Annotated in this window: 21 protein-coding genes; 7 read left to right on the top strand and 14 right to left on the bottom strand. The window is 60.8% G+C overall.

From position 1 onward, the window contains the following. Positions 1-12: 12 nt before the first annotated feature. Together ACIX9_RS05950 and ACIX9_RS27315 are read right to left on the bottom strand one after the other, a co-directional pair. Entirely contained in the window at positions 13-1,440 is a 1,428-nt protein-coding gene (locus ACIX9_RS05950; RefSeq protein WP_232298803.1) for a sensor histidine kinase, read from the bottom strand. Between the two features lie 20 nt (positions 1,441-1,460). After that, entirely contained in the window at positions 1,461-3,113 is a 1,653-nt protein-coding gene (locus tag ACIX9_RS27315; RefSeq protein ID WP_013579573.1) for an FAD-dependent oxidoreductase, read from the bottom strand. Positions 3,114-3,345: 232 nt separating this feature from the next. Here ACIX9_RS27315 and ACIX9_RS05940 point away from each other — a divergent pair, with 232 nt between their 5' ends. Next, positions 3,346-4,002 (top strand): response regulator transcription factor, encoded by a 657-nt coding sequence (locus tag ACIX9_RS05940; RefSeq protein ID WP_013579572.1) that lies wholly within the window; start codon positions 3,346-3,348, stop codon positions 4,000-4,002. Between the two features lie 104 nt (positions 4,003-4,106). Here the strand turns inward: ACIX9_RS05940 and pruA are convergent, their stop codons facing one another. Next, a complete protein-coding gene (gene pruA / locus ACIX9_RS05935; RefSeq protein WP_013579571.1) occupies positions 4,107-5,735 on the bottom strand; it encodes an L-glutamate gamma-semialdehyde dehydrogenase in 1,629 nt (542 codons plus the stop codon). A gap of 27 nt (positions 5,736-5,762) precedes the next feature. Then, a complete protein-coding gene (locus tag ACIX9_RS05930) occupies positions 5,763-9,299 on the bottom strand; it encodes a polysaccharide deacetylase family protein (protein WP_013579570.1) in 3,537 nt (1,178 codons plus the stop codon). Positions 9,300-9,440: 141 nt separating this feature from the next. Between ACIX9_RS05930 and ACIX9_RS26325 the strand changes: the two genes are divergently transcribed. Next, on the top strand, positions 9,441-11,069 hold the full coding sequence (locus tag ACIX9_RS26325) for a glycosyltransferase family protein (protein WP_013579569.1): 1,629 nt from the start codon (positions 9,441-9,443) through the stop codon (positions 11,067-11,069). Between the two features lie 73 nt (positions 11,070-11,142). Here ACIX9_RS26325 and ACIX9_RS23575 read toward each other — a convergent pair whose 3' ends face one another. Then, the gene (locus tag ACIX9_RS23575) at positions 11,143-11,808 is read right to left on the bottom strand and encodes a TetR/AcrR family transcriptional regulator (protein ID WP_013579568.1); all 666 of its coding nucleotides are present in this window, start codon (positions 11,806-11,808) and stop codon (positions 11,143-11,145) included. A 48-nt stretch (positions 11,809-11,856) separates the two neighbouring features. Beyond that, positions 11,857-13,458, bottom strand: coding sequence for a hypothetical protein (locus ACIX9_RS05915; protein ID WP_198152163.1), 1,602 nt, complete (start codon positions 13,456-13,458; stop codon positions 11,857-11,859). Between the two features lie 672 nt (positions 13,459-14,130). Between ACIX9_RS05915 and ACIX9_RS05910 the strand changes: the two genes are divergently transcribed. From ACIX9_RS05910 to ACIX9_RS05900, 3 genes are all read left to right on the top strand, one after another. Further along, on the top strand, positions 14,131-15,039 hold the full coding sequence (locus ACIX9_RS05910) for a VOC family protein (protein ID WP_013579566.1): 909 nt from the start codon (positions 14,131-14,133) through the stop codon (positions 15,037-15,039). A 114-nt stretch (positions 15,040-15,153) separates the two neighbouring features. After that, the gene (locus tag ACIX9_RS05905; protein ID WP_013579565.1) at positions 15,154-16,284 is read left to right on the top strand and encodes an alkene reductase; all 1,131 of its coding nucleotides are present in this window, start codon (positions 15,154-15,156) and stop codon (positions 16,282-16,284) included. 66 nt (positions 16,285-16,350) lie between these two features. Then, positions 16,351-17,121: an SDR family NAD(P)-dependent oxidoreductase gene (locus ACIX9_RS05900; protein WP_013579564.1), complete on the top strand. Its 771-nt coding sequence runs from the start codon at positions 16,351-16,353 to the stop codon at positions 17,119-17,121. A 52-nt stretch (positions 17,122-17,173) separates the two neighbouring features. Here the strand turns inward: ACIX9_RS05900 and ACIX9_RS05895 are convergent, their stop codons facing one another. The 8 genes from ACIX9_RS05895 to ACIX9_RS05860 all read right to left on the bottom strand — a co-directional run bounded on the left by ACIX9_RS05895 (position 17,174) and on the right by ACIX9_RS05860 (position 23,344). Then, positions 17,174-18,217: an Asd/ArgC dimerization domain-containing protein gene (locus ACIX9_RS05895; protein ID WP_013579563.1), complete on the bottom strand. Its 1,044-nt coding sequence runs from the start codon at positions 18,215-18,217 to the stop codon at positions 17,174-17,176. Between the two features lie 14 nt (positions 18,218-18,231). Next, entirely contained in the window at positions 18,232-19,092 is an 861-nt protein-coding gene (gene pssA / locus ACIX9_RS05890; protein ID WP_013579562.1) for a CDP-diacylglycerol--serine O-phosphatidyltransferase, read from the bottom strand. Beyond that, positions 19,092-19,748, bottom strand: a complete 657-nt coding sequence (locus ACIX9_RS05885; RefSeq protein WP_041596963.1) for a phosphatidylserine decarboxylase — start codon at positions 19,746-19,748, stop codon at positions 19,092-19,094. Before ACIX9_RS05885 ends, pssA begins: the two co-directional genes overlap by 1 nt. 134 nt (positions 19,749-19,882) lie before the next feature. Beyond that, positions 19,883-20,653, bottom strand: a complete 771-nt coding sequence (locus ACIX9_RS05880) for a TIGR03435 family protein (protein ID WP_232298802.1) — start codon at positions 20,651-20,653, stop codon at positions 19,883-19,885. A 139-nt stretch (positions 20,654-20,792) separates the two neighbouring features. After that, positions 20,793-21,287, bottom strand: a complete 495-nt coding sequence (locus ACIX9_RS05875) for a GNAT family N-acetyltransferase (protein ID WP_013579559.1) — start codon at positions 21,285-21,287, stop codon at positions 20,793-20,795. Beyond that, positions 21,287-21,916: a tRNA (adenosine(37)-N6)-threonylcarbamoyltransferase complex dimerization subunit type 1 TsaB gene (gene tsaB, locus ACIX9_RS05870; protein WP_013579558.1), complete on the bottom strand. Its 630-nt coding sequence runs from the start codon at positions 21,914-21,916 to the stop codon at positions 21,287-21,289. Before tsaB ends, ACIX9_RS05875 begins: the two co-directional genes overlap by 1 nt. Beyond that, on the bottom strand, positions 21,916-22,317 hold the full coding sequence (mce, locus tag ACIX9_RS05865) for a methylmalonyl-CoA epimerase (RefSeq protein ID WP_013579557.1): 402 nt from the start codon (positions 22,315-22,317) through the stop codon (positions 21,916-21,918). The genes tsaB and mce overlap by 1 nt, the downstream gene beginning before the upstream one ends. Before the next feature lie 28 nt (positions 22,318-22,345). Beyond that, positions 22,346-23,344, bottom strand: coding sequence for a pectinesterase family protein (locus ACIX9_RS05860; protein WP_013579556.1), 999 nt, complete (start codon positions 23,342-23,344; stop codon positions 22,346-22,348). Positions 23,345-23,720: 376 nt separating this feature from the next. On the opposite strand from ACIX9_RS05860, the gene ACIX9_RS05855 reads away from it, so the two are divergent. Together ACIX9_RS05855 and ACIX9_RS05850 are read left to right on the top strand one after the other, a co-directional pair. Beyond that, positions 23,721-25,124 (top strand): MFS transporter, encoded by a 1,404-nt coding sequence (locus tag ACIX9_RS05855; RefSeq protein ID WP_013579555.1) that lies wholly within the window; start codon positions 23,721-23,723, stop codon positions 25,122-25,124. A 129-nt stretch (positions 25,125-25,253) separates the two neighbouring features. After that, a complete protein-coding gene (locus ACIX9_RS05850; protein ID WP_232298801.1) occupies positions 25,254-26,021 on the top strand; it encodes a FadR/GntR family transcriptional regulator in 768 nt (255 codons plus the stop codon). Positions 26,022-26,227: the final 206 nt, after the last annotated feature.

The raw sequence follows: 26,227 nt of genomic DNA, 5'->3' as shown, positions 1-26,227 counted from the left end.
CAATCATAAAGCCTAAGCCTTGTTCGGCAGCCTCACCAGAAACACCGTCTCGCCCGGCGTAGAACTGAACCAGATCTTCCCGCCAAACTGCTCCACGATCTTGTACACGATCCCCAGCCCCAGCCCGGTCCCCACACCTGCCGCTTTCGTCGTATAGAACGGGTCGAACACCTTCGGCTGACTCTCCAGCGGAATCCCGCTCCCGTTATCCTCAATCCGGATGCAAAGCTCGGTCTGCCCATCCGCACCCGGCTCCGCCCACGTCTTCACCTTCACCGTGCCATGCTCAAACGACGCATCGATCGCATTGTCGATCAAATTCGTCCAGATCTGGTTCAGCCCCTGGCAGTCCGTCTGAAGAATCGGAAGATCAGGAGCCATGTTCTTCTCGATCACAAGTTGCTTCTCCCGCAGCTTGTGTCCCAGCATGACCAGCGTCGCATGGATACTCTTGTTGATATCGATCGTCTGCGTCTGCCCCCGGCCCTCATACGCATAAGACTTAACCGCCATCACCAGGTCGGACACGCGCCCAATGCTCTCCTCGATCGAGCCCACCAGCCGCATACTGGAAACCATCGCCTCCAGCCAGTTCAGCGCGTCAGGGAACGTTTCCCCGGCAAACGAACGCCTGGCGCACTCCAGGTCCTCGGAATGCATTCCCATCGCGACCAGGCTCGGAGCCATCTTCCACGCATCCTCAACCGAATTCTCTTCCATCCACTCCGCCAGCTTCTCCTCAGCGTCGCTTTGCTCCAGAGAGTTCAAAGCCACCTTCTCTTTCGCAGACAGAGCATACTCTTGGAGCTCGAACATGCACTGCTTCTGTTCCTGCGTAAGTTCGGTACGCGACCACTTCTGCGTCAACCGGTGCATCCGCGTCAGGTTCTCGCGCAGTTGCGACGAAGCCCGCCGCGCCGCCGCACCCGGATTGTTCAACTCATGCATCAACCCTGCGGCCATCGTCCCCAGCGCGGCCATCTTCTCCTGCTGGAAGATCATGCCCTGCATCTTCTGCAGCCGCAGCGCCATATTCCCCAGAATTGCCCGCCGAACCAGTGGGCAGCTCATCATCAGAGCCCAGAACTGCTCCTCGTCCAACTCCAGCAACTCGCACTCATCCACAGCCCTCAGACTGTACGTTGACGCGATATTAGCCAGCAAAAAAACTTCGCCAAACGCCGCACCGGCCTCGTGCGTATGCACCGTAAGCTCATGACCCTTCGGGCCCGCCTGCGAGACGCGCAGCGATCCTTCAAGCAAAATCCAGAAAACACGCTTAAGTTCGCCTTGCCGGATCAACACATCGTCCGGCTTCAACAGCAACGTATGCGCCCCATCCAGGCAATGCATCGTCTCATCCGTTAGCGACTCAAGAATCGGCGCACGATGCAGCTTCGCAATCGTCTCCGCGCTCAGCGTACCTACCGTAGTTTCCATCTGCTTGTTCATATCGCTCACTAAAGTGTCGCCAGGTACTGGTGCACAAACTGAATTGCAATCGAACCTTCACCGACCGCGGAAGCACAGCGCTTCACCGATCCATGCCTTACATCGCCGGCCACAAACACGCCCGGCAAACTCGTCTCCAGCAGGTAAGGATCGCGTTCCAGCTTCCACACGGAATCTTCCTTGCTCTTCGTCTTCAGATCCGGACCAGCCAGAATAAATCCCTTGTTGTCCAGCGCGACCGCCTTCGGCAGCCAATCCGTCTTGGGTGCCGCGCCAATGAAGATGAACAGCGAAACACAATCCCGCGTCACCTCACCCTCGGGAGTCATTAGCTTCACTCGCTCCAGGTTCCCATCGCCTTCGACGCCAATCACTTCCGTCCCCGTCTCCACAACGATGTTCGGCGTCGCTGCAATCTGGTCGATCAGGTACTTCGACATGCTCTGCGTCAGCGAGGGCCCGCGCACCAGCATCCTGACCTTCGTCGCATGTTTCGAGAAATGCATCGCAGCCTGGCCTGCAGAGTTCGCGCCGCCCACAATATGCACCTCTTCGTTCGCGCACGTATTTGTCTCGGTCAGCGCCGCCCCGTAGAACACGCCCTTGCCCCGCAACCGCTCTTCACCCGGCACACACAGCCAGCAATAATCAACGCCCGTTGCGATCAGGCATACCCGGCAAGTCACCTCGCGGCCATCCGTCATACGCAGGATGTGGTAGCCATTATCCGAGCAGATATTCGTCACGCCCTGCGTCAAAAACTCCGCACCCAACCTCTGCGCCTGGATATAAGCCCGCTTGGCCAGTTCGTCGCCGCTTACGCCCTCAGGGAACCCAAGGTAGTTCTCAATCTTGGAACTCGACCCCGCCTGTCCGCCCGGCGCCATTGGCTCCACCAGTAGCGTCTTCAGCCCTTCGCTCGCGCCATACACGCCCGCAGCCAGACCGGCAGGACCCGCGCCAACGACAACGACGTCGTAGTACTCCTGTTGCGCCTGCGTCCTCAGTCCAACCTTCTGGGCTATCTCAGTTGTAGTCGGCTGCACCAGCGATGAGCCATCCCCAAAAAGCACCACGGGCAGCTTGCCTTCATCAAGCCCACGGTCCCGAAGCGTGCTCATAGCTTCCGGATTCAGATCAGGATTCAACCACTTGAACTGAATGCGGTTGCGCGAAAGAAAGTTCCGCACCTCGTGATCGCCCACGCCCCAGCGTGCCGAGACTAGTTGAATCCCGTCGTAAGCGGGCTTATGTCCTTGATTCCAAGCCTGGAGCAGGTCGTCCAGTACCGGATAAAGCTTCTCCTCCGGCGGGTCCCAGGGCTTATTCAGGTAGTAGTGGATTCGCGCGGAGTTGATCGCCCGGATCGCCGCTTCGGTATCCGCATACGCAGTCAGCAGAACCCGCTTCGCGTCCGGATAGAGCTCGATCACCGCCTGCAGCAGATCCACCCCGGTCATACCCGGCATCCGCTGATCGGACAGGAACAGCGCCACCACATCCCCGCGCTCCTTCAACTGTTTACTGATATCCAGTGCCGCGCCGCCAGAGGCCGCACGCACAATGCGGTACGTCTGCCCGTACTTGCGGCGCAGGTCCTGGACTACTGCCTCAAGCACACTTACATCATCGTCAATCGCAAGAAGAACTGGCTTTGCCATAGAACAGCATTATCTCGCACCCGCGCATACATTCCGAGCGGCTAAAATTGGATGTTCCTCTATGGCAGTCGGCTTCAAAATACCTGAAAGGGTGATCCCAGCCCCACGGAAGTTGCTGTCTGAATTCCGTACACCTCCCTGCACTCAGCCCGCGCCGCCGATGAACGCTTTGCAGCAGGAATCGCATTGGCATCGATTCGCCGGCCGTTCCCTGCAAGGAGACACCTCAACCATGAATCGACTCATCCTCGCCGACGACCAGGTCATCTTCCGTGCCGGAGCCGCACGCGTCCTCTCCCAGGAGGAGGACATGCGCATCGTCGCCCAGTGTGAAGACGCCGCACGCCTCACCTCGGTCATCGCCAGCTTCCGCGCCTCCATCGTCATCTTCTCGTCAGGCCTCGCCCTCGACCTCCCCATCCTCCTCGCCTCCATCCAGGAGGCCGGAAGCCGCGCCATCCTGATCGCGGACAAAGACCACCACCTCCCGGAGGCTGTCTACGCCCAGTTAGGCGGCATCATCTCCCGCAGCGTCACCGGACCGCAGCTCATCGAAGCCGTCCGCCGTGTCGCCAAGGGCCAGCGCTCCATCGAGCGCTCAGCCGTCTCCACCATGCCCAGCCACGACGCCGTGGGAGCCCGCGTCCGCGACCGCCTCACCCCAAAAGAACTCCAGATCGTCGCCCTCATCGTCCAGGGCTGCAAGAACAAGGACATAGCCACCCAGCTCAACACCAAAGAGCAGGTCATCAAGAACTATCTCCGCAGCATCTACGACAAGACCGGCGTCTCAGACCGCCTGGAGCTGGCCCTCTTCACCCTCCACCATCGCCTGCTGGCCGAAGCCGCGGCCAAAGCCGGAACCCTCATCCAGATGAAATCCGCCTAGGCTAGCGTGGCCCCGCAAAATGCCGTCATTCTGAGCGAAGCTCAGAACCTCCGTATTGGCCTTGGCTTTTGAAGTTGCTTGTTTTACCCAAGCTATCCCCGCCCCTAAAGCCCCATCCCCTCTTCCTGCAAATCCGCCGCTGGGCTCACATGCCCAACCTTCTCCGCAACCGACTTACCCTGCGTAAACAGCAACAGATAATCCGGCCCACCCGCCTTCGAGTCCGTGCCGCTCATATTAAAGCCGCCAAACGGATGCGCTCCAACCATCGCCCCCGTGCACTTCCGGTTCAGATACAGGTTCCCCACGTGGAACTCCTCGCGAGCCCGTTCCAGCTTCTCCCGTGACCCCGAATAGATCGCCCCGGTCAATCCATACTCTGTATTGTTCGCGATCTCCAGCGCCTCATCGAAGCTCTCGTACTTGATCACCGCCAGCACCGGCCCAAAGATCTCCTCCAGCGCAATCCGAGCTGTAGGCAGCACATCCGCAAACACCGTAGGCGCAACATAATACCCGCCTTCGTTCGCGACGGCCTCGCCCCCAGTCAGCAGACGCCCCTCACCTTTGCCAATCTCGATGTAGTCCAGCACCCGCTTATAAGCCAACGGGCTGATCACCGGCCCCGCATAGAAGTTCTCTGCCGGATCGCCCTGCTTGATCTTCTCCACCTTCTCCACCAGCCGGTCGCAGAACACGTCATAGATCTCCGCATCCACAATCGCCCGTGAGCAAGCCGAGCACTTCTGCCCGCTAAACCCAAACGCACTCGCCAAAACCCCATCCACGGCCATATCGATATCGCAATCCCCATCCACGATGATCGCGTCCTTGCCGCCCATCTCCAGGATCGTCCGCTTGATGAACCGCTGCCCCGGCTGCGTCTTCGCCGCGCTCTCGTGAATCTCCAGCCCAACCTTCTTCGACCCCGTAAACGCAACAAACCGCGTCTGCGGGTGCGCCACCACGGTCGACCCAAATCCCGGCCCAGCCCCCGGACAAAAATTCACCACACCCGCCGGCAGCCCGGCCTCTTCCAGAATCCCAAAGAACACCGCCGCAATCGTCGTAGCATCCACGGAAGGCTTCAGCACCACCGTATTCCCCGTCACGATCGCCGCCGCCGTCATCCCCGCCATGATCGCAAACGGAAAGTTCCAGGGCGGAATCACCGCACCCACCCCCAGCGGCACATACTTCAGCACATTCTTCTCACCCGGAAACTGGATCGGCGTCGTCGATCCATCCAGCCGCAGCGCCTCACGCGCATAGAACTCCATGAAGTCGATGCACTCCGCCACATCCGCATCCGCCTCAGCCCAGTTCTTCCCCACCTCGAACGTCAACCACGCGCAAAGCTGATACTTCCGCTCAGAGATTATCTTCGATACCTTTAGCAGCAGCTCCACCCGCTCCGCCACCGGCAGCCGGCTCCAAGTCTCGAAAGCCTTCAGCGCAGCCTTCACCGCCGGTTCCGCATGTTCCGCCTCCGCCATCTGGTGTACGCCCACAACCTGCGCCGGCCGAGCCGGATTGATCGACGTAATCTTCTCCGCCGTCCGCAGCCTCTGTCCGCCGATCACCAGATCGTACTCACGCCCCAGCTCGCCCTTCACCTCGGCAAGCGCAGCCTCCATCGACCGCTTCACATCAGCGTCCGCAAAGTCCAGAAACGGTTCATTCACAAAAGTCGAAAGAGAGGCGAGCGAAGGAGCGGAAGCAGCAGTATTCATCCCACCATTTTACCGCCCGCTCCCGCTCTACTGCACGATCTTGTCTGTAGCCTTCGACATCGTTGCCGTCCGCTCCAGCTTGTCCCAACTGAACGACTTCCCATCGATCGCCCGCTTGATCGTCTTCAGCAGCACCAGCGAGAACACCTGCCTGTAAGAGAACCGCTGAATCCAGATATGGAACAGCAGCCACCCATCGCCCTTGCTTGCCGGATGCTTCCTCTCCAGCAGGAACGCCAGCGCGGAAGCCGCAAAGTCGATCACCAGGAACGCCAGGAAGAACGTCAGCAGCTTATAAATATTCCCCGTCGACGTCGTATCCGGATGAAAGTGTTTGTCGATGAAGTAGTGAATCACCCCAGCCACAAACATGAAGTCGATCAGCGGCGAAACCAGCGGCAGCATGATCTGGAAGATCACGATATTCGGCAGCGCAAACAGCCCCATCGCCCGATGCTTCGCAATCGCCCCACGATGCTTGAACACCGCCTGCAGTATCCCAAACGACCACCGGAACCTCTGCCGCATCAGCCCGTTCGCGTTCACCGGAGCCTCCGTAAACGCCAGCGTCCGATCCTCATAGATCACACTGTACCCCTGCTCCAGCAGGTTCATCGTCAGGTCGGCATCCTCGGCCACCGTGTTCGAGTGGTATCCGCCACCCTTCTTCACAGCAGCCGTCCGCCACGCCCCAATCGCCCCCGGCACCACCATCACCACGTCGAAAAGATCCAGCGCCCGACGCTCGAAGTTCTGGCTCGTGATGTACTCCAGCGCCTGCCACCGGGTCCAAAGATTCACCCGGTTCCCAACCTTCGCATTCCCCGCCACCGCGCCAATCTTCGGATTCGCAAAATGCGGCACCAGGTTCGTGATCGCATCATGCGCAATCACGCCATCCGCATCGATCCCCACATAGATCTCTTCATCGATATTCTCCAGCGCAAAGTTCAGCGCATCCGCCTTGCCTCCGTTCGGCTTGGTGATGACCTCCAACCGTCCTGAAGCAATATCCGCCGGATAAGCATCGATCGCCGTCTGATACGTCTTGTCGCTCGATCCATCATCGATCACCACGATCCGCAGATTCTTGTAGTTCGACATCATCACAGACCGGATCGTCCGCGCGATCACCTTCTCCTCGTTATAAGCCGGAATCAGCACCGCAACCTTCGGGCAGTAGTCCGCAGTCGCATAGTTCTTCCGCTTCCGGAAACGGTCGATCGTCGCAAACACCCCAATGATGATCAGCCGCGCACTCATCAGAATGTCGCCGAGATAGAAGACATAAATGACAAGGTGATTGAAGAAGCTGAAGAAGAAGAACGTCACGGAGTCCGCACGCGCCTGCCATCTCTGCTTCGATGTCAACGCGGGCATCACCTCCACCCGCGTCCGTCCCATCAACTCGGACACCGGCACAATCTGATACCCATGAGCACGTAACGCTTGGATCAGCATCGGCAGCGCAGCCACCGTGGCAGACCGGTCGCCGCCGCCATCATGCATCAAAATGATCGACCCACGCCGATCCGGATGAGCCTCCATATCCGCCAGTTGCTGCAGCACGGAGTCCGTAATCTCCTGCGGCGACTTCCGCGGATGCTCATCCCAGTCGTTCGTATCGATCTTGTTGCCGATCGTCACATACCCCAGCCCCTGGATACGATCCACCGGCGCAGCCTGGTCGTTCGTATCCGGCTCCTGATCGATCGAGTAAGGCGGCCGGAAATAAAGCGGCTGCACCCCCAGCTTCGATCCGAACAACCTCTCCGTCAGCTTCAACTGCAGATCGACAGACGTGTTCGAGATTTCGCTGATATCCGGGTGCGTAAACGTGTGGTTCCCAATCTCATGACCTTCGCGGTAAACCCGCTGCATCACCCCCACGTTGTCCTGCGCCACCTCGCCGATCATGAAGAACGTGCCCTTTACCCCGTACTTCTTCAGCACGTCCAGGATCTTCGGCGTCCACTCCGCATCCGGTCCATCGTCGAACGTGATCGCAACCTTCTTCGCCTGGTACCCATACTGCTGCAGCGTATACGGCAGCGGATAGCTGACCATCTGCTCCTTGGTCACCATCTTCAGAGGCACCGGCACCTGGTCGTCGTCGTCCAGCGTCAACGCCCGCGTCCCGGACTGCGGCTTCCTGATCACCCGCAGAATATCCCCATCGCCCTCCGTGTCCACGGAGTATCCCGGATCGACCGTCGTCAACACCTTCAACGGATCAACCCGCGTCGGCGTATCCCATATCTTCCACAGCGAGTTGTCCTCGCTCCCAAGCCGCCACAGCGCAAACGTCTGCAGCCCAAACGACCGCACCGCCCGCATCTCATTCAGCACCGTCACCGCATCCAGAAACCAGACCTGGTGCTGAAGATGAGCATCGTCGTCGTCATACGCAAAGTGCGGATTCAGCGAGTCCCCATCCAACTCCACCTCGGCACCAGCGTCAGAGGCTCCCTGCCAAGCATCCTGCGTCTTGATCGTTGACGCGGAAACCACCTTCAGCGGCGCTGCGGCAGTTGCCCTCCTGCCCTTCTTCGCGGCTGCTCCCTCCGCAGGCATCGTCGTCGTCCAGTCATACCCATAACTGCCCACCGCGACGATGATCTTGTCCTTCGGCACCGTCTTCATCACGCGCGCCAGGTTATCCGTAAACCAGTCCTGGCTCGCCACCGGTCCCGGCTCCGTCGTCGACTGGTGCTCGTCATAGTCCATCAGCAGCAGACCGTCGGAGTGCGCCGCCATATATGCCAGGTCGAAGTCCGGATTCTCGATCGGCGTATTCAAATAAAGCTTCAGCTTCTTTGCTTGAAAATCCGCATACAAAGCCGCAATCAGCGCCTTGAACCCCGGCTGACCCAACGGAGTCACATCCTCAAAGTCCAGCGTCAGTCCGCGATAGCCAGAGTTCGCCGCCAGAAACACATCTACCTGGTGGACGAAGTTGTTCCGCGCATCCGCATCCTGTAGAAAGTCCTCGAGCCCCGGAAAGTAAGCCTGCTTCACGGAGTCGTAGTTATCCACCAGCGGAAACACTTCCATATCTGCGTGGTTCAACTGAATCGCGCGTGCGACCTTGTTCTCCTGGTCCACCCCATGCGCGCCATTCTTGTCCACCACCGCAAACGGTCGATTATCCCCAGCCGTATAAGCCGTCAGCCCACCATCCGGTGAGATCACATGCAGCCACTGTGGAAACAGCAGATCGATCTGCCGGATGTGTTCCTTCAAAGACGAGTAGCTCGCCGCATCATCGTCCACATAATAAGCCGCACGCAGCCCTTCACCCGAGTTCAGCGGAATCTCGGACGGCTTCAACGTCGTCTTGCGATGGGCAGACTTCGGCTTCAACGTCGCCTTGGGCGGCGTCACCAGCGCATGATAGTTCCGCGTCTGCGGCGTCAGCCGAAGCTCCGGCAAAGGCTTCATCCGCCATAAACCGAAGACAAAGATGATCCCTAAAAACAGCCCAAACGCTGCCAGCACATCGAAGATGCGACGCAGGCGCTTCCACCGCTTCCGTTGCGGATCATAAAATACCGGTTTATCCATGAATACAAGTACGTGCCGCTGTTCTCACTGGCTTGATCGTATGCACCCCTCGCCCATCAGTCAACGCAACCTCCTGCCATTGCAACCACAGCTTGAAATAGGACGCTTTGAAGGGGCGGGACTTTAGTCTCGCCGTAATGCATGGCAACGAAACCGGCCTTAGCCGCTGAGGGAAGGTTCTCCGTCCAAACCACCTGCCGCACCACGTATGATGCATGGACGATGACCACCTCGGACGCAACCGACGGCACAAAACGCCGCTATCTCCTCCTAACCATCGCCGCCCTCCTCGCCGGCCTGCTCCTCCGTCTCTGGTTCATCCATCGCTTCGCCCAGGTCGCCAACGACACCCTCCTCTACGGCGACTTCGCCCGCAACACCCTCCAGCACGGCATCTACGGCTTCTCCCAGACCCTCAACGGTCACCCCGCCCCACCTCGCCCCACTCTCATCCGCCTCCCCGGCTACCCCGCCTTCCTCGCCCTCTGCTTCCTCGTCTTCGGTTACGACCACTATCTCCCCGTCCTCATCCTCCAGACCCTTATCGACCTCGCGACCTGCTGCCTCATCGCCGCCCTGGCACACCGCCTCGTGAGCCGTCGCGCCGGCCTCATCGCCCTGTGGCTAGGCTGCCTCTGCCCCTTCACCGCCAACTTCGTAGCCATCCCCCTCACCGAAACCCTCACCCTCTTCACCATCGCCCTCGCCTTCTACGCCCTCCACCGCTGGCAAAGCTACATCTTTGGTCAATTCAGTCCAATAAAAAAAGGTGTCGTCATTCTGAGCGAAGCTCAGAACCTCAGTATTTTGTCGGGAGCGCCCCACGCGGTAACGGAGACCCAAAGCCCTTACCGCCCCTTTAACCCCTGGCTCTACCTCCTGGCCGCCACCCTCGCCTACTCCATCCTCCTCCGCCCGGAGCAAGGCATCCTCGCCGCCGCCATCATCCCCGCCATCCTCTACATCACCTGGCGCACTCAACCCACGAGCAAGTTCACCCTCCGCACCCTGCGCCCGGCAGTCATAGCCTCCCTCCTCACCATCCTCCCCCTCATCCCCTGGACCATCCGCAACGAGCGCACCTTCCACGTCTTCGAGCCACTCGCCCCCCGCTTCGCCACTGACCCCGGCGAACTCATCACCCTCGGCTTCCAGCGCTGGTACCGCACTTGGGCCATCGACTTCGCCTCCACCGAAACCACCTACTGGAACCTCGGCAGCGACACCCTCCAGATCGCCGACCTCCCCAACCGCGCCTTCGACAACAACACCCAGTACGCCACCACCGAAGCCCTCTACGCCGAGTACAACCTCACCACCACCCCCACCAAATCCCTCGACGATCGCTTCGCCACCCTCGCCGCAACCCGCGTCCGGTCCAACCCCATCCGCTTCTACCTCGCCCTCCCCATCGCCCGCCTTATCAATATGGCCTTCCGCCCCCGCATCGACTTCCTCCCCCTGCCGCTCGAATGGTGGAAGTTCCGCCTGCACCCCAGGAGCACCCTCTTCTCCTACGCCTACGGAGCCCTGAACCTCGCCTACTTCGCCCTCGCCGCCGCAGCCTTCACCCGCCGCCGCACCCTGTTCCCCAACTGGCCCATCCCCGCCCCCATCCTCTGGTCCATGGCCGGCATGATCCTCCTCCGCGCCGCCCTGCTCCTCACCATCGACAACTCAGAGCCCCGTTACACGCTCGAATTCTTCCCCATCCTGATCCTCCTCGCAGCCTCATTTACGAGTGCGGCCCATGATCGGCCCAGAGCCTGAAGTCCAGACTTAAGTAAAATGAAATCAATACTTTGAATCAAAACAGGGGGGAGGGGTCCAGCCCTCGATCCCCCTAATCACCCATCTTCCGGTAAGCCCGCAGAAACGCGCTCACCCCCATCTCAACCCAATCCCCAATCGCCTTCTCCCCCTCCAGCGGGGTCGGCAGCATCAGCATGGAATGCATCACAATCACGTCCGCCAGCGAGCCAATGAACTGGTTCGCTGCATACCGGGTATTCCCAACCTCCAACACACCCCCCGCCACCTGAGCATCCAGGTACACCTTCAGCGTCTCCCTCCCCCACCCCGGCCCATTCGCCCAAAACGCCCCCACCAGCTCAGGAAATGACTTCGCCTCGGAGATGATGATCCGGTGCAGTCTCTGCGAGACCTCCGTCAGCAGCAGACGGACCACCTGGAAGGCAAACCGCCGAAGAACCTCCTCCACCGGAGCATCGTCGCGCAGAACCTGGGACGCAAGCGGATCGATCAGCCTGGCCGACCGCCGCTGCATCAGCGCCGCAAACAGCTCCGCCTTGCTCGGATACAGCGAGTAGATCGTCTGCTTGGACGCACCCGCCCGCCGCGCAATCTCCGCGGTACTCGCCTTCGAGTAGCCATGCTCCAGAAACGTCGCCGTAGCCGCGTCCAGGATCGCTTCCTTATGCGCCTCAAGCTCCCGGGCCGGGGGCCGCCCCGACCCGCGCCGCTTCACTCCTGAAATCGTTTCACTCACCCGTAGAGTCTACAGTCAGCCAGACAGGGGAAATGTCATGTTTTCATCTCATTGATTTCCAGTGGCTGCCGTTGCAATCTCAGTCTCAGCCTGCTGCCCGCTGGTCTGGTTCTGCGCCAGCATGGAATTCACATCCTGCGCCGGAGCCTGCCCGGAAGCCACCATGATCTGCCCCGAGTCGGGAGCTGACGGGATCGAATCCTTCCCAGCCTTAGCCGCCAGGACCTGCATCCCGCCCTGCAACTGCTGCTGGAACTGGTTGTTCATATCCTGCAGGGTAGCCAGGCTGACCTTCGCCGTAACGTTCACGTCGCAACTCCCCGGCTTCCGTCCCACAACAGTAACCTCCACCCCGCCCGTAATGTCTGCGGTGGAGTCCGGCTTGCGGTACAGGACATCCCCCGGCGAAAGCACGCAGGACTGGTTATCCCCGTAATACAACTGCGTATCGCTCGACACCTCAAAGGCCGTATGATCCGGCTTCAGCACCTCCGGCATCGCGCTATCCGGGGGCATCGGAGCCTCCCCGGCCCCGACAGATGCCTGCGCTGAAGCCGTCTGCATCTCCGCGATATCGATCTTCACCTGCTGCGCGATCAGCGCCTTGACAGTCGGATCCAACTGAGTCTGCTGAGCCGCCACAGGAACTCCCTCAGGAGCCGGTCCCGGCTGCCCCACCGGCGCATTCCCTACATCATCGAAGGGCTGTTGCTGCGGCGCCGCACCCGCACTCTGATCCTGATAATTCTGATCAGGTGGCCCATCGAATCCCTGCTGCGGTCCGTCCCCCACATCCTGCCGAGCCGCATACGCCTGCTGCAGGTTGTAGTTCAGCACATAGTCCGTCAGCCACAGATCAGGAGTCGGATAGCTCGGGTACGGAGTAAAGTAGGCTCCGTAGTACCCGCCATAGGGCCGCGGCCCCCAGTTATAGACAACCGGTCGCCGCCAGGGCGAGTTCACCCATCCATAAAACGCCGGACGATAGTAAACCGCAGGCACATACCGGTAATACGCATGGTTCTGATACGAGTAGGACCGATACACCGACACCCGCGTAATCCCCCCCATCGACGTCGTCCGAGCCACAAACCCCGGCCGCCCTACAATTGCCCTCTCCGCAAACCCGCTGTGCGCGCCATAGCTCACCACGCGAGTCCCATCGGCATACCGCGTCTGGATCGTCCTCTGCCCGCCGAAGCCATGCGTCACCGTCGTCGTCATCCCGTTATGCGTCGCCTGGATGAACCGCGCCTGTCCGCGCCCGTCGTACTGCGCAATGTGGTTCTGATCCCGGAACTCCGTCACTTGACCGTGTGGATTAGTCACCACGGTCCGGCCCCGCTGGTCGGTGTACTGCGCTCCCCCTCCACGCAGCGCTTGCGGCCTCACACCCGCGGGAATCCCCGGGGTATGCATCGCGACCGGCACATTCCCACCGACCCGCGACCCACCAAGCGGCTGCCCGTGCTCACCCATCGCAGGCAAACCATGTCCATTGCCAGCCGGCACGACATAAGACGCTCCTCCGCCCGGCGTCCGGACCGCCCCACCAGCCGTCACAGGCTCACGTTGTCCCGCCGCAGGCAGAGTGTATGCACCCTGCCCTGGTGTCCGCACCATCTGCCCTTGCCCGGTCGTAACCGGCATATGTTGTTGGCCCACTCCGGCAGCACCCGCAGGCTGCCCAACTGCCTGAACCGGAAGATTCCGTTGCGGCTGAAGAGGTTGATTCAGGCCACCCGGCTTTATCGCAGGAGCAACCTGCCCAACCGGCTGTCGCACCGCCGGTTGAACGACAGGCACATTCTGATGCGTCTGCTGAGGTGCCGGGTGGGACGTTTGAGCCGGTGCTGGCCTCGGAGCCGGGGCAGGAGCGGGTGCAGGGGTGGCAGCGGGTGCCTTATGCGCCGGCTGCTGCGCAAACCCCGAGGATGCAAGAAACAGCACAGGCCAGCAGGCAAGGTTCAACCGGCGGCTGACTTCTAAAAGATGACGTCTCGTTGTCATAAATGTTCTCCAGGCCTGAACCCAGGCTGCTCATCCTCGAAATCGATGTCTTGCACAGCAGTCCGACCGAGCGGCCCACTGGAGAGACCCAACCGCATACGCAGAGGCTCTCAAACTCGTCTTTCGAGTGGCCCCAGCCTACCATGTCACCGCCCGCCTTTCTTCATCAAATTTCCCTCAAATGCACCTCAACGTCGTCTCAAGTCCTGTTGTTTCAACTGCCTTCCAAACTAAGGCCCGTATGGGTTCGGCGAATCCAACTCAATGTTCAAACACTCTAATCTACAGTTGCTACGCCAGAAGAGGATCCCGATGACACCAACCCCCTCCCCCAGAACCGACGCCGGCATCCATCCCACCCATCGCCTGCCCCCCTCAACCCACGTAGGCAAGGTCAGGCTCGCCGTCTCCAACCTCGAGCGTTCCGTAGCCTTCTATCGCGACGTCATCGGCCTCACACTCCTGCCTTCGCTCGAATCGGCCTCGAAGATAGCCCGCCTCGGCGTGCCCGGCAGTCCCGCCGCACTCCTCGAACTGGAGCACATCCCCGGGGTCCAGCCCATCGGCCGCAGAACCCGCCTCGGCTTGTACCACACCGCCTTCCTGCTCCCCACCCGGGCGGCACTCGGCAGCTTCGTCCAGCACCTGATCGCCTCGAACACCCCCTACGGTGCCGGAGACCATCTCTACAGTGAGGCCATCTACCTCGCCGACCCCGACGGCCTTTCCGTGGAGGTCTACGCAGACCGCGCTCACTCCGCGTGGATCTATGAAGGCTCAGAACTCGTCAGCGCAACCAACTCCGTAGATTTTCGCAGTCTGCTCGCAGCCACAGACGCTCCCTGGAAAGGCGCGCCCTCCGGCACAACCATCGGCCACGTCCACCTATACATTGCTGATCTTGATCAGGCCTCCAGCTTTTACCACGCAGCCCTCGGCATGGACATCATGACCTGGCGATACCCCGGCGCACTCTTCGTCTCAGCAGGCGGTTATCACCATCACGTCGGCCTCAACGTCTGGGCCGCGGGCTCACCCGTCGCCAGCGCTTACGACGCCCGTCTTCTCTTCTGGGAACTCATCCTGCCCTCCGAACAGGAACTCGAGCTCGCCGCCAAACGGCTCACTGAGGCAGGTTTCCCTTCGGAGACGAGTGAAGAGGAAACGCCGTCGCATATCGATTCGTGTGGTATCCGTCTTCGCCTCAAAGCCTCCGCGTAAGAAGCAAAAGCCCCTAAAGAGCTACGCGTCATCAGGCTATAAGGACTACCAGACAAGAAGCGTTCATCGCTCCGGTTCATCCAAACTTCGGATCACAAGAAACCGGAGAACGTCATGTCGAACGAAGCTAAACAGAAGCTCTTCACCCCGATTGAACTTGCATCGTTCCAACTGAAGCATCGCGTTGTCATGGCGCCTCTCACCCGCTCAAGGTCGGACGAACCCGGAGACATCCCCGGCGCGCTCATGGCGGAGTACTACGCCCAGCGAGCCTCGGACGGTGGCTTCATCATCTCCGAAGCCACCAACATCTCTATCGCAGGCCGCGGCTGGTACGGTGCCCCCGGCCTCTACAACGATCAGCAGGTAGAAGGCTGGAAGAAGGTCGTCGACGCCGTCCACGCCAAGGGTGGCCACATCTTCGCGCAGCTTTGGCACACCGGCCGCTCCTCCAACTCCCTCGTAACGGAAGGTGCCATCCCCGTCTCTGCCTCAGTCGATCCGGAGTACTGGCTTGATCCCGCACCCACCGTCTCGACCGCCAACGGATGGGTCACGCACTCCCCGCATCGCGCCTTGGAAGTCCCTGAGATCAAGGCCATCGTAGAGGACTATCGCAAAGCCGCCGAGCGTGCAAAAGCCGCAGGCTTCGATGGCGTGGAACTGCACGGTGCCAACGGCTATCTCCCGGACCAGTTCCTCCAGGACGTCAGCAACAAGCGCACGGATGAATACGGCGGATCGTTCGAAAACCGCAGCCGGCTCCTCTTGGAGATCGTTGAAGCCATGATCTCCGTCTGGGGACCCAACCGCGCCGCCGTTCGCATCGGCCCCGGTGGAACCTGGAATCACATGTCGGACAGCAATCCCACCGCGCTCTTCGCCTATCTCGCAGAGCAACTCAACCGCTTCGACCTCGCCTACCTCCACATCATCGAGCCGCGAGTCAAAGGCAACATCGTCGTCGACGAAGGTCAGGAGCCCATCGCCTCTCAGCAATTGAGAAAGATCTTCAAAGGAAAGATCATTGCGGCAGGGGGCTTCGAACCCGAGACTGCCGAAGCCATCGTCGAGAGCGGCGATGCCGACCTCGTCGCGTTCGGACGCCACTTCGTCTCAAACCCTGATCTGCCAAAACGCATCGCCAACCATCTGCCGCTAAACGACTACGACCGCAGCACCTTCTACACCTTTGAAGCCAAGGGCTACACCGACTACCCTTTCTACGAAAAGGCAGCAAAGTAGCCTCACTCGCTGAAATCCAGACCCAGCCGCATAAGTATCAGAAAAAGTTACAAATAAAGGAGCATCATGCCCGAACTCACCGGAAAAGTCGCTCTCATCACAGGAGCATCACGCGGAATCGGCAAAGCCACCGCAATCGCACTCGCAGCAGCAGGCGCACACGTCCTCATCCACTACGGTCGCAGTGCATCTGAAGCGGAAGCTCTCGTCGCAGAGATCCGCCAGTCAGGTGCCAAGGCCGACGCCCTGCAAGCCGACCTCTCCGCACCGGACGGACCAGCATCCCTCGCCGAGCAGGTCCGCGCCAAACTCACCACCCCCCTCGACATCCTCGTCCTGAACGCCGGCATCTCCAAGGCCGCCAAGATCGAAGATCACACCATCGCTGACTTCGACAACCTCTTCGCCACCAACGTTCGCGGCCCATTCTTCGTCCTCCAGCAACTCCTGCCTCAACTCACCGCTGGCTCGAGCGTCATCGCCATCACGTCCATCGTCGCCCACGCCATCCCGGGCAACTCAGGCCAGCCCGGCGCACCCGCCCTTCCCGTCTATGCCTCCACGAAGGGAGCCCTGGAGACACTCGTCAAACACTGGGCTTCCATCCTCGGTCCAAGCGGTATCCGCGTCAACAGCGTCGCGCCCGGCGTCATTGAAACCGACATGTCGAACTTCACCAAAACGGAAGGAGGCCGCAACCTCGCCCTCGGCATGCAAGCCCTCAAGCGGATCGGCCAACCCTCCGACGTGGCAGATGTCGTCACCTTCATCGCATCGGACGGTGCACGCTGGATCACTGGGGCTACCATCCCCGTGGATGGCGGATCGAAGCTATAAAAATTAAAGCGAAAAATGGGCTGATCATCTCTGATCAGCCCATCCGAATCTTCTACTGAACCTTCCCTGAAGGCCTCAGCCGTCTCAACTCGTTCGCACAACTGATCGCATTCAGCGCAGTCAGCTTCAGGTTGTCGACAGCCATCCAAAGCCAGAATCGCCTGGACCGCACCCCGACACCAGCAGCCCCACGCACCCGAACCATGATGTCTTCCTGCCCGGCCGCGCTCAGGTTGCTCGGCGGGTCGGACTCATCCGTCACCACGTCGATCGATTCCCCCATCAGCGCCGTCTCCACCTCCGCAGCCGTAGCCTCAGCCTTCAACTCCACCAAAACCGAAGCCACATACCCATGGAACACCGGGGCCTGGATCAACTGCACCTCGAGCGTCGGCAGCCCGCCAATCGCCCCATAGTGCCGCCGAATCCTGTTCTCCGACTCCGCCAGCTTCACCTTCGCATCTTCACCCAGGCTCGGCAGCAGGTTGAACGCGACCTGCGCGTCATACTGCTCCTTCGGCAGATCCTTGAATGAGAGCAGATTCACCGTCTGCTGATGCAGTTCATCCATCGCCTCACGCCCATACTGTGAAGCCGGCTCCATCACCACAGCCGCAAAGCTCTCCACCGCCAACCCAGCCTGCAGCCTTGCAGCAACCGCAGCCAGCATCACCGCAGCCGGATGCGCAGAGACCACCGATGCCGTCTCCAGCGTAGGCTGACCTTCAGCCCGCTTCTTCATCGCATCCGCAACAAACGGAGCCCGCACCGGCACGCCCGTCTCCTGCTCCAACGCGTAGGTCAGGTCGATGCTGCTCACTCCGGCCTTCTTCGCCGCCGGCCAATGCTTCAGCGTGGAAGCCGCATTCCCGGCAAAGAACACAAAGTCCATCCGGTCGAAGCTCCCCGAATCGATTCGCTGCACAAACGCAGCCTCATCGCCCACCGAAGCCACCACGCCCGTAGCCTCTTCCTCATCATCGAGCAGCACAAAGTCCGAAGCCGCCAGCAACGACTCCTGCAACTCATCGCTCAGTTCCTTACCAACCAGCGATGTCGCCCCAACAATTCCGATCCTGTACAGTCCGTCAGCCATTCCGTCCCAATCCTCTAAGCAATCCCCGCGTTACGTCTTGAACGTCCCCACGAATAAGCCAGCCGAGCCACCACTCCGGAAACCAGGTAACCCAGCGCAATAATCATCAGCGTAATCTCGGAAAACATCCAGATCGCCGCAATCACCAGCGCCAGCAAAACCACAGTCTGAAATGGTTTCCGGCTTCCGGCGTCAATCTCCTTACCGCTCCAGAACCGCCAACTGCTCACCATCAGGTAGCCAGTCCCGCAGATCAAAAGCAGCCACACGATAGAGATGCGTGGATCGTAGATCGGACTCCCATCAAAGCAGTGAATCACCGCTGCAATCACACCCGCACCCGCCGGAATCGGCATCCCTACGAAGTACTTACTCCCCGGACGGCCAGGATTCTTCGGCTGTGGATTAATGCTGATATTGAACCGCGCCAGCCTACAGGCCCCGCAGATCAGAAATAGAAAACAGACGACGACACCCAGCGCCAGCACCGTCTCCCGTAGCTTCGGCATCGCGTTGACCGGCAGCATCCGGCAGCCCCAGACGTAAGCCAGCACCGCCGGCGCCACGCCAAACGTCACCACGTCCGCCAGCGAGTCCAGTTCCTTGCCGAAGTCGCTCGTCGTCTGCGTCATGCGAGCCACGCGCCCGTCCACACCGTCAAACAGCACCGCAAACCCGATCGACAACGCCGCATGATCGAAGCCGGCATTGTTGCCCATCGTCCCCTGGATGCTCTGCGTCAGCGAGTAGAACCCCAGCGCGATATTGCCCGCCGTAAATACAGACGGCAGCACATACATCCCTCGGCTCGGACGCCGTCTCACCGGCGCCGAACCCGTCTCCTGCTGTATCACTTCAGCGCCGGCATTCGCCATTAGGACCCCGCAAGCAGATCGACAGCGGCTGTCGAATCAATCGCAGGCATCGCGCCCAGGATGGTTGAGCCGCCCTTCACGCGAGATCCCGTCTTCACCTTCAACGTCGCCTCCGCAGGCATCAGCACATCGCAGCGCGAGCCGAACTTGATCAGCCCCATCCGCTGCCCGCGCTCGATCCTCTGCCCCGGCTGAAGATTGCAAACAATCCGCCGAGCCAGCAGCCCTGCAATCTGCTTGAACGAAACCTGGTAGCCATCGCCCTCAATTTGAATCAACGTCTGCTCATTCGACAGCACGGACTCCGGAGCCATCGCGTTCATATAGCCGCCCGCGCGATGCTCCACCACCGTCACCGTCCCGCTGATCGGCGAGCGGTTGACATGCACATCGAAGACATTCAGGAAGATGCTCACACGCAGCTTGCCGCCTGCCGTCGTCTCCACCCACTCAGCCTCGGTGACCACTCCATCCGCAGGCGAAACGATCAAGCCTTCACCAGCCGGAATCGTCCGATTCGGGTCCCGGAAAAACCACAGGAAGAAACACGCCAGAATCACCGCTGGAACGATCAAAAACCACGAGTGCGTCGTAGCCCAAAGAGCCGCCGCAACAATTGCAAGTCCCAGTCCATAAAAAAAGCCGTCACGCACCATAGTTTGCCAATTATACGTGGCCCCAGCCACACTTAGCGTCATTCCGCCCACTGCATGTGCCCGCTCAAAACCCATGAAACCACTACGGTTCAGTCCCACCAATTTACCGGCAACCTGAGCTTGCCAACATGCAATCAGTTTTCAGTGGGCTTGGAGATGTGGTCGACCACAAGATTGGGCACAGACTCGTGAACAGCCTCCAGCTTCAGCCCCATTTGTTCCTGAACCGCGGTAAAGATCGAGGGCCAGCTCTCCGGATCCTTCACGGACCAGTCGCGCCCGAACTGAAGCACGTAGTTGAACGTCCCGGCCAGGCCGGTCTTGTCGACAACGGGAGCCTCCACCATTGAACTCAGTGCGCCGCAGATGGCCGCCATGGGAGCATTCGAGCCCACAAACTCAAGTCCATGCTGCGATCCATGCGCCTGAACGTTAGCCGGTGCCATCGGAGGCGCTGCCTCACCCTCGGCGCGAGCCGCAGGCGCAGGCACGGCCTCCATCTTGACCCCACTCTTCGCCGTAACCAGGTTATAAATCGAACTCGGACGGGTCTCAAGATGCGTCTTGAAGTCCAGCCGTTCCGCCAGCAACTCGCGAATGGCATGCCGTTTCTCCAGCCGGACCTCGTTATCCGTAAGTTTCGCGAGCCGTGCGTCCGCCGCCTCATCTGACCGAGCCTGTATAACGTAAAACGTGTTCGCAACCCACTCCGGTGCCCCGGTAACCGGCGCTCCAAAGCCATAAGCAATCTGGATAAGGGCCTTCATCGGAAGGTTCGTAGCCTCGAAACGGCTCGAATGCGGTGGGCTGGTGACGGATACATGAAAGTTCGCGTCCGGAGGCGGCGCAAGGCGAACCGTCGCAACATCAAACGTCAGCGTAGGCGTATATCCAGGTTCTTCCACGATAGGCGTCTGCGCGTAAACGCACGATCCAGCCAAAGAAACAAAAAGGGCTGCCAGCAAACACACGCGAAACCTGGTGATAAGGAACATAAGTCGGACACTCCTTGGAGCGATAGTACGGGCGAACGCGCATCCCGGTTCAAACTATTCGCTCAAAATCAGCCCCACCACCTCGATCCAAACCCTCCGGCGTCCTATCGAATGTGACCCGCATCAAAACAGCATCCTCAACCGGCCCACTGTAATACCCCCGCCGCCGTCCAATCTCCACAAACCCGGCAGCCCGGTAAAGTCTCCCCGCCCCCTCACTCCCAGCCCTCACCTCCAGATCGACCACCCCAGCCCCAGCCTCTCGACACCACTCCAACACCTCCGTCAGCAGCCTACCCCCCACCCCACATCCCCGCGAAGTCTCTCTCACCGCAATGCTCTCGACCTCTCCCTCATCCACCACCACCTTCCCCACCGCAAACCCCACAACGCCCCCCGCATCCGCCACATACAAACACCGCCTCACCCCATCCCCGCGGACGATCCCCTCATACTCCCCAATCCCCCAATGCGGAGCCGTCGTAATCTCCCTCTCCAAACGGACGATCGCCTCCAGATCCCCCTCGGTCCCAACTCGAATCATCACCGCCCATGCACCAGGATCTCCGCATCCGTCCGCCGCAGGTAGTTCGCATCAACGGCAGCCACATCGCTCCAGTCCCCCGCCTTGCCCCTCGCAACCACCATAGCCAGCATCTCCTCCGCCCCGGCCTCTCGCACCAGCCTCACCCGCTCGCCCAGCACCTCCGCCACCCGAGCCTCGCACGTCACCGCCACCCCCTCCGCAACCAGCCTGTCAGCCTCTTCGCGCAGAATCAGCCTCTCCCAAACCCGCTCCCCCCCGCGATACACCCCACAATAAAACTCCCCACGCCCACCATCGAGCAGCGCCACCACATCCCCCTCAGCCTCCCCCAAAGCAGCAGCCACCAGCGCCAGCCGAGACATCGCCACCATCCCCACCGCGCCAGCCTCACAGAGCCCCTTGGCCGCACTCAGCCCCACCCTCACCCCGGTAAACGACCCCGGCCCAACCACCACCCCAACCCCCGCCAACTCCCCTACCTTGAACCCCTCCAGCACCCGTCGCACCGCAGGCATCAGGTGCTCGGACGTCCCACGTCCCGGCAGCACCTCCACCCGCATCACCCCATCCGCAGCCAGGGCCACAACCCCCTCAAGCCCACACGTATTCATCAACAGATAAGCCATCACTCCCCCACCACTTCCATCAAAACCCCACCCGTGCTCTCCGGATGAACAAAAAAATACCGATGCCCCCCAGCCCCCACCTTGACGTTCTCACTCGCCATCCGCACCCCAGCCGCGCGCAGCCTCTCGAACTCCGCATCCACCCCATCCACCCTCACCGCCAGGTGATGCACCCCCTCACCACGCCGCGCCACAAACCGCCCGATCACGGAATCCTCCGCCGTAGCCTCAATCAACTCCACCCTGCTCCCGTCCATCGGCACCATCGCCACCCGCACCGCCTCGTGAGCAATCTCCTCAGCCGCCCCAACCTCAAATCCCATCAGCTCATAAAACCCGCGCGCAGCGGCAATACTCCGCACCGCAACCCCAACATGATCCAGCCTGATCGCATCACTCATACGTCGACGATCATATCGCCACCGCTCGTCATTTCACCGCCGCGGCATCCCACCCATCGCTCCCGGCCAGATACTTCTTCACCTCATATCCCTTCGCCTCATCCGCCGTAAGCTGTTTGGAAAGCGGCTCCCGCTCCGCCACATTCGCTCCCGGACCAGTAGACCGATACTCCGCATAAGAGGCCGTCTTCAGCCGATCCGTCTCACCCTGATGCCACTCAGACCAGCCCGCCGGAGCGATATGCGCCCTCAACTCCGTATTCAGAAACGTCACCGTCGCATAATCCCGCCACGGCCGTCCCAGGTACACCTTCGACACCCCCGGCTCCGCAGTCACCCGGCAATGATCGAACACATATCCCGAGTCCTCCGCCACCGAGTTCCTCGACTGTGCCGTCAGATATCCACCCGCCTCATGCACCACGCTATGGATCTCGCAGTCATGAAACACCGCCTTCGCATTCCCGAAGATGAAGTCCACCTCCCCTTCGATATAGCAATGGTCGTAGTACTGTCGCGACGCCTTGCACTCCGCCCCAGCCGCACACTTCCTGCTCGCCGCATACAAAGTATCCTGCGCCCCCAGCAGCCGAACATTCCGCAGCACCGCCCGATCCCCCGTGATCGAAAGCGCCACCCCCTGCGTCCTCGGCTTCCCCGTCTTGCTCAGGTCGTTGGAGATCGTCAGATTGGAAGCCACAAACCCATCCCCTGTCACAAACATCGTCGGGGAACAAAACGTCCCACACGTCTTCGGATCTCCCATATCGTCCACGATCACCACGGTCGAGGCGTCCTTCGTCTCCCCGCGCATCTGGATATTCGCCTTGTCCACATGCACCACCTCCCGGTAGATCCCCGGCCGAATCCGAATCACCGCCCCAGTCTCCGGAGCCGCAGTCACCGCCTCCTGCACCGTCGCAAAGTCAGCCCTGGACCCCGCCGGCCCCACCGTAATCGTCTTCAGCCCCTGCCCCCATCCGCCCAGGGTGAACCCCATCATCAACGCCACAACTCCAACCTTCATCCCGCCTCCTGTCGATCTGCGACGCCCATCAAGCAACAAAATTGGCCCAACCACTCACTCTACCCTTCAGATCATCACCAGCAGCCCTCGTTCCCTGCCGGAATGTCCTCCCGGCCTATGCCCCAGTGCGGTCAACTTTGGACCAACCAATTCTCCCAATCATCATGAACGAAGCCATTCTCAGCCGCCAGCAAGACCCTCGTCAACCGGAATCAACGCCCGCCCAAGCCCATTCACCCTTGACAGTCATAGCCACTCACCCGCTATCCTCATCCAGATTCAATTAAGCAATAAAAAAATCTGCCTGGGCCGAACGGTCCCACGTGAGCAATGGTCAGACCAAAACCTGCCCAGCCTGCCGCGGGAGCAACATTCCATGTCGACGAAGTCCACCCCGCTCTCCCGCGATGGCTTTACCACAGAAGCCCCACACTCCATGCAGGCCAACGCCCGCTGGTTCGTCTGCCTCCTCCTCTTCTTCGCCACCACCATCAACTACATGGACCGCTCGGTCTTCTCGCTCATCGAGCCGCTCCTCCACAAGATCCCCTTCATGGGCTGGGACTTCGCCTCGGACCCCCACCACCAGCCCCTCTTCGATAACAACTTCGGCAACGTCATCATCTGCTTCCAGATCGCCTACGGCATCGGCTTCCTCATCGCCGGCCGCGTCATCGATCGCGTCGGCACCAAGATCGGCTACGCCCTCGCCATCGGCATCTGGGCCCTCGCCTCCTTCTCCAACGGCTTCGTAGGCTCCGTCGTCGGCTTCTGCCTCGCACGCATCATCCTCGGCCTCGGCGAGTCCGGCAACTTCCCCGCCGCCATCAAGGCCACCACGGAATGGTTCCCGTCGGAAGAGCGTGCCCTCGCCACCGGCCTCTTCAACTCCGGCTCCAACGTCAGCGCTTTCATCGCACCCGCGCTCGTCGCCTTCGTCACCGCAAAGTACGGCTGGCGAGCAGCCTTCTTCACCACCAGCTCCATGGGCCTCATCTGGCTCGTCGTCTGGCTCCTCTTCCCGTACAACAAGCTCCGTCGCGGCTCCACCCAGACCCAGGCCAATCTTGAAGCAGACTTCGCCAGCCAGGCTCGCGGAGAATCCGCCACCCTCCCCTACTCCGTCCTCCTCCGCCAGCGAGGCTTCTACGCCTTCGCCCTCGCCAAAGGCCTCACAGACCCCATCTGGTGGTTCTATCTCTTCTATCTCCCCCAGTTCCTCAACCGGAACTACGGCCTCGATCTCAAGCACGCCTACTGGGAGATCGTCACCGTATACGCCGTCTCCAGCGTGGGCTCCATCGCTGGAGGAGGCCTCTCCGGCTGGCGCATGAAGCGCGGACACTCCGTCAACAGCGGCCGCAAGTTCGCCCTGCTCGTCTGCGCCCTCGCCGTCACGCCCATCATCTTCGTCCCCCAGCTTGGCAGCATGTTCCCCACCAACCCCTGGCCCGCCGTGCTTCTCATCGCACTCGCCGCCGCCGCCCACCAGGGCTGGTCCGCCAACCTCTTCTCCACCCCCACCGACATGTTCCCCTCCACCGCCATCTCCACCGTCGTCGGTATCGGCGGAGCCGTAGGCGCGGCCGGCGGAGCCACCTTCACCTGGATCGTCAAGCACTTCTTCTCGCTGCATCCGCTACTCATCTTCGGTCTCGCAGCCTCGGCATATCTCGTCTCCCTGGCGATCTTCCAACTTCTCGTACCCGTCCTCGGCCAGCCCCGGCGTCCGTCCCCACCCAGCAATGCCGGAGCCGACCCCGCCCTGACCTCCGCCTAAGCCAAAGATTCAAATCGCCAACACTCCGTACCCCGTGCTATGCTGGCACGCAAATCTCTACAGTCTCTCCACAAGCAACGCAATAGAGAAACTGTTTCCACCGCCCTAAAAGGAGCGCCGATCCATATCGTGAAATCACCAACTCAAGACGGCGCAACCAATCACTCCCAGCTCACCATGCAGGTCGTCGACCACGTCCGCGACCTCATCTCCTCAGGCGAGCTCAAGCCTGGAGACCGACTCCCGCCAGAACGCGAGCTCGCCCGCAAGCTCAAGATCTCCCGCTCCTCCCTCCGCGCCGGCATCGGCTTCCTCTCCGCCATGGGCGTGCTCAAGTCCCGTCACGGAGCCGGAACCTTCGTCTCCTCCGGCCCGCCCGCGCTCGATTCCTCCTCCCTCACGGTCCTGGGCGCACTTCACGGCTTCCTCCCCTGGCAGATGTTTGAAGCCCGCCTCGTCCTCGAGGCCAACGTAGCCGCCCTCGCAGCCGAGCGCGCCACAGGAGAGCACATAGCGGAGCTCGCCGAAGAGGTCGCCGAGATGTACGCCTTCATGGACGACCCGCAGGAGTACCTCATCCACGACGTGCGCTTCCACCGCACCATCTCCCGAGCCGCCGGCAACCCCATCCTCGCCGCCCTCATGGAGACCATCACCGCCAGCCTCTACGACACCCGCCGCATCACCGTCGATCACGCCGTAGACCTCAAGGAATCAGCCGAAATGCACCGCGAGATCTACCGCGCCATCCGCTCTCGCAACCCCGCCGCCGCCAAACGCGCCATGGAGCAGCACCTCAACATGGCCCGCACCGCCCAGGCCACCGAGCCCCTCAAAGACGTAGAAACCCCCGCCGCACCCACCCCAACCCCAGACACCACCCTCCTCCCCGCCTAGCCAAGACAGACAACCCCTCGGTGGCTGTGGTTGCAGTTCGGATGAGAGGGGGGCTTCAGCCCCCCGTTAGCGAACACAATAAGATTCGGGCTTCAGCCCCGGGCCGTTGCCGTTGCAATTGTTTGTTTTATGCCGTCATCCTGAGCGAAGCGAATGTACCGAGGTCCAATCGAGTGGACCGGCTCAGAATTGCGGTACCCGTCAGG

The sequence above is a fragment of the Granulicella tundricola MP5ACTX9 genome (assembly GCF_000178975.2).
In the GTDB taxonomy this organism is placed as follows: domain Bacteria; phylum Acidobacteriota; class Terriglobia; order Terriglobales; family Acidobacteriaceae; genus Edaphobacter; species Edaphobacter tundricola.
This window is presented reverse-complemented; position numbering and strand designations above follow the sequence as displayed.

Excerpts from the sequence above, each read along its gene's own strand:
- pssA (WP_013579562.1), bottom strand. The coding sequence starts at position 19,092 with ATGGCGAATGCCGGCGCTGAAGTGATACAGCAGGAGACGGGTTCGGCG.
- ACIX9_RS05915 (WP_198152163.1), bottom strand. The coding sequence starts at position 13,458 with ATGCCGGTTACGACCGGGCAAGGGCAGATGGTGCGGACACCAGGGCAG.
- pruA (WP_013579571.1), bottom strand. The coding sequence starts at position 5,735 with ATGAATACTGCTGCTTCCGCTCCTTCGCTCGCCTCTCTTTCGACTTTT.
- ACIX9_RS05875 (WP_013579559.1), bottom strand. The coding sequence starts at position 21,287 with ATGATTCGAGTTGGGACCGAGGGGGATCTGGAGGCGATCGTCCGTTTG.
- ACIX9_RS05855 (WP_013579555.1), top strand. The coding sequence starts at position 23,721 with ATGTCGACGAAGTCCACCCCGCTCTCCCGCGATGGCTTTACCACAGAA.
- ACIX9_RS05910 (WP_013579566.1), top strand. The coding sequence starts at position 14,131 with ATGACACCAACCCCCTCCCCCAGAACCGACGCCGGCATCCATCCCACC.
- ACIX9_RS05885 (WP_041596963.1), bottom strand. The coding sequence starts at position 19,748 with ATGGTGCGTGACGGCTTTTTTTATGGACTGGGACTTGCAATTGTTGCG.
- ACIX9_RS27315 (WP_013579573.1), bottom strand. The coding sequence starts at position 3,113 with ATGGCAAAGCCAGTTCTTCTTGCGATTGACGATGATGTAAGTGTGCTT.
- ACIX9_RS26325 (WP_013579569.1), top strand. The coding sequence starts at position 9,441 with ATGGCAACGAAACCGGCCTTAGCCGCTGAGGGAAGGTTCTCCGTCCAA.
- ACIX9_RS05930 (WP_013579570.1), bottom strand. The coding sequence starts at position 9,299 with ATGGATAAACCGGTATTTTATGATCCGCAACGGAAGCGGTGGAAGCGC.
- ACIX9_RS05860 (WP_013579556.1), bottom strand. The coding sequence starts at position 23,344 with ATGAAGGTTGGAGTTGTGGCGTTGATGATGGGGTTCACCCTGGGCGGA.
- ACIX9_RS05950 (WP_232298803.1), bottom strand. The coding sequence starts at position 1,440 with ATGGAAACTACGGTAGGTACGCTGAGCGCGGAGACGATTGCGAAGCTG.
- mce (WP_013579557.1), bottom strand. The coding sequence starts at position 22,317 with ATGAGTGATGCGATCAGGCTGGATCATGTTGGGGTTGCGGTGCGGAGT.
- ACIX9_RS05900 (WP_013579564.1), top strand. The coding sequence starts at position 16,351 with ATGCCCGAACTCACCGGAAAAGTCGCTCTCATCACAGGAGCATCACGC.
- tsaB (WP_013579558.1), bottom strand. The coding sequence starts at position 21,916 with ATGGCTTATCTGTTGATGAATACGTGTGGGCTTGAGGGGGTTGTGGCC.
- ACIX9_RS05895 (WP_013579563.1), bottom strand. The coding sequence starts at position 18,217 with ATGGCTGACGGACTGTACAGGATCGGAATTGTTGGGGCGACATCGCTG.
- ACIX9_RS05940 (WP_013579572.1), top strand. The coding sequence starts at position 3,346 with ATGAATCGACTCATCCTCGCCGACGACCAGGTCATCTTCCGTGCCGGA.
- ACIX9_RS05905 (WP_013579565.1), top strand. The coding sequence starts at position 15,154 with ATGTCGAACGAAGCTAAACAGAAGCTCTTCACCCCGATTGAACTTGCA.